The sequence below is a fragment of the Mesorhizobium sp. M7A.F.Ca.MR.362.00.0.0 genome (assembly GCF_004023175.1).
Lineage (GTDB): Bacteria > Pseudomonadota > Alphaproteobacteria > Rhizobiales > Rhizobiaceae > Mesorhizobium.
On record NZ_RZTF01000286.1, the window covers coordinates 5483 to 8144 of the forward strand.

The following is a 2662-nucleotide window of genomic DNA, read 5'->3' on the forward strand; positions in this document are numbered from 1 at the left end:
TGCCGGCCGCGACCGGCGATCCGATCAAGGCGCGCGCCAGCGGCGTCGCGGTGATCTATCAGGAGCTGTCGCTGGCGCCCAATCTGACGGTCGCGCAAAACATCTTCCTCGGCAACGAGCCGCGACGCTTCGGCATCGTCGACCGCGACCAGTGCACCCGGCGCGCCAGGGAGATCATCGCGCGTCTGGGCGTCTCCTTTTCGGCCCGCGACATGGTCTCCAGCCTGTCGCTCGGCGAGCGCCAATTGGTCGAGATCGCCCGCGCGCTGTCGACCAATGCGCGCATCATCGTCATGGACGAGCCGACCACGTCGCTGACCTCGCGCGAGACCGACCGGCTGTTCGAGGTCATCGCGACGCTGAAATCGCAAGGCATCGCCATCATCTACATCAGTCACCGCATGGAAGAGGTCTACCAGCTTGCCGATCGCGTCAGCGTGCTGCGCGACAGCGGTTATGTCGGTACGCTCGAGCGTGCCGAGCTCAGCGCCTCGCGCCTGGTGTCGATGATGGTCGGCCGCGATCTGTCGGCTTTCTACAAGAAGGATCATCGGCCGCCGGACGAAAAGCGCGCGGTGGCGCTCTCGGTGCGTGGCATGTCCGACGGCCGTCTCCTGAAAGACTGTTCGTTCGACCTGCACAAGGGCGAGGTGCTGGCGCTGGCGGGTCTGGTCGGCTCCGGCCGCACCGAGCTTGCGCGGCTGATCTTCGGCGCCGACAGGCGCGTGTCAGGCACGCTGGAACTCGACGGCAAAACGATCTCCATCGGCTCGCCGCGCGAGGCGCTCGATGCCGGCATCGCCTATCTGACCGAGGACCGCAAGGAACTTGGCCTGTTCCTCGACATGTCGATTTCCGACAACATCAGCATGGGCGTGCTGGCGCGGGATTCGCGCGCCGGCGGCTTGCGCGACTTCGCGACCGCCGAAAGGCGCGCTTCCAAGGCTGTTGCCGATCTCTCCATCCGCACCAGTTCGGTGCAGGCCAATGCCGGCTCGCTGTCGGGCGGCAACCAGCAGAAGGTGCTGCTCGCCCGCCTGCTCGAAACCGAGCCGAAGGTCGTCATCCTGGACGAGCCGACCCGCGGCGTCGATGTCGGGGCGAAATCGGAAATCTACCGGCTGATCGACAATCTCGCCAAACAGGGCATTGCCATCCTGATGATCTCCAGCGAACTGCCCGAGGTGATCGGCGTCGCCGACCGCGTGCTGGTGATGCGCGACGGTACGATATCGGGCGAGGTGACGGCATCGCAAGGCGAACCGCTAAGCCAGGAGAAAATCATGGAACTTGCAACAGGAGCGGCTCAGCAATGACCGACAAGGCGACCGAGATCAGCGCAGGCGGCCAGGCCACCGGCACGAGCCGACGGTTGCGCACGGCTTTCGCTGCCCTTGGCATGCTGCCGGTGCTGATCCTGCTGGCGGCCGGCTTCCAGTTCCTGAACCCGCGCTTCCTGACGGAGACCAATCTTCTGATCGTCACCCAGCAGTCGTCGATCAACATCGTGCTGGCGGCCGGCATGACCTTCGTCATCCTGACCGGCGGTATCGACCTGTCCGTCGGCGCCATCCTCGCCGCATCGGCGATGGTGGCGGTGATGGTGTCGCTGGTGCCGGACTGGGGTTTGCTCGGCGTGCCGGCGGCCATTCTGGTCGGCCTCGGCTTCGGCCTCATCAACGGGCTGCTCATCGCCTACATCAAGCTGCCGCCCTTCATCGTCACGCTGGGTTCGCTGACCGCGGTGCGCGGCGTCGCCCGCCTGCTCGGCCAGGACACCACGGTGTTCAACTCGGACCTGCCGTTCGATTTCATCGGCAACGGTTCGCTGTTCGGCATTCCGTGGCTGGTCATCATCGCGCTGTCGGTGGTTGTGCTGTCCTGGCTGGTGCTGAAGCGCACCGTGCTCGGCACCTGGATCTATGCCGTCGGCGGCAATGCCGAAGCGGCGCGGCTGACCGGCATCAAGGTGCCGCTGGTGCTGCTCTTCGTCTATGGCGTTTCCGGCCTGCTGGCCGGTCTTGGCGGCGCCATGTCGGCGGCCCGGCTCTACGCCGCCAACGGCTTGCAGCTCGGGCAATCCTACGAACTCGACGCCATTGCTGCGGTCATCCTCGGCGGCACCAGCTTCGTCGGCGGCGTCGGCTCGATCTGGGGCACGCTGATCGGCGGCCTGATCATCGCGGTGCTCTCCAATGGGCTCATCTTGGCCGGTGTCTCCGACATCTGGCAGTACATCATCAAGGGATTGGTCATCATCGTGGCGGTCGCCCTCGACCGCTACAGGCTCCAGGCAGGAGCAAGAACGTGATTGACCTTAGTCGCCGGCGTCAACGACCGGTTTGTGTAACGCACCGTGAGAGGCGCGGGGCAATCGGAGGAAAGCAATGAAGACCATCGCCAAACTGCTCTGCGGCGTCGCACTCGCGTCGCTCGCCATCGCGCCTGCTTCGGCCAAGGACCTCAACAAGGTCGGTATCTCGGTCGGCCTGCTCGGCAATCCCTTCTTCGTCGCCACCATCAAGGGCATCGAGGACGCGGCCAAGAAGATCAACCCGAAGGTCGAGGTGACCTCGGTATCGGCCGACTATGACCTCAACAAGCAGGTCTCGCAGGTCGATTCGTTCATCGCCGCCGGCGTCGACGTGATCATGCTCAATGC

At 65.0% G+C, this 2662-nt stretch carries 2 protein-coding genes and 1 pseudogene (1 of these 3 only partly in view); all 3 read left to right on the top strand.

Annotated elements, in window-relative coordinates; genetic code table 11:
• Window positions 1-1316: pseudogene (locus EOC06_RS44890) on the top strand (sugar ABC transporter ATP-binding protein); it begins 206 nt to the left of the window's first position.
• Window positions 1313-2311 (top strand): ribose ABC transporter permease, encoded by a 999-nt coding sequence (locus EOC06_RS26765; RefSeq protein ID WP_127266680.1) that lies wholly within the window; start codon window positions 1313-1315, stop codon window positions 2309-2311. Before EOC06_RS44890 ends, EOC06_RS26765 begins: the two are co-directional and overlap by 4 nt.
• Window positions 2312-2387: 76 nt before the next feature.
• A partial coding sequence (locus EOC06_RS43605; protein ID WP_245470096.1) for a substrate-binding domain-containing protein occupies window positions 2388-2662 on the top strand: 275 nt, incomplete at its 3' end.